Raw genomic sequence first — 239 nt, 5'->3', positions numbered from 1 at the left:
CATGGATGCGTTCAAGCGTCAGTTCCAGCGCGTCGACGCGCTGCTGATCGACGACATCCAGTTCTTCGCCGGCAAGGACCGCACCCAGGAAGAGTTCTTCCACACCTTCAACGCGCTGTATGAGGAGAACAAGCAGATCGTCATAGCCTCCGACCGGCACCCCAAGCACATCCAGACCCTGCAGGACCGGCTGGTAAGCCGCTTCGAGTGGGGGCTGGTGACCGACATTCAGCCCCCGG

1 protein-coding gene is annotated in these 239 nt (G+C 61.5%); it reads left to right on the top strand.

Going from position 1 to position 239, the window contains the following annotated elements:
- The coding region (locus HKX41_13290; protein NNC25109.1) for a chromosomal replication initiator protein DnaA at positions 1-239 on the top strand (239 nt) is incomplete at both ends.

The organism is Salifodinibacter halophilus, assembly GCA_012999515.1.
Classification (GTDB): domain Bacteria; phylum Pseudomonadota; class Gammaproteobacteria; order Nevskiales; family Salinisphaeraceae; genus Salifodinibacter; species Salifodinibacter halophilus.
This window is presented reverse-complemented; position numbering and strand designations above follow the sequence as displayed.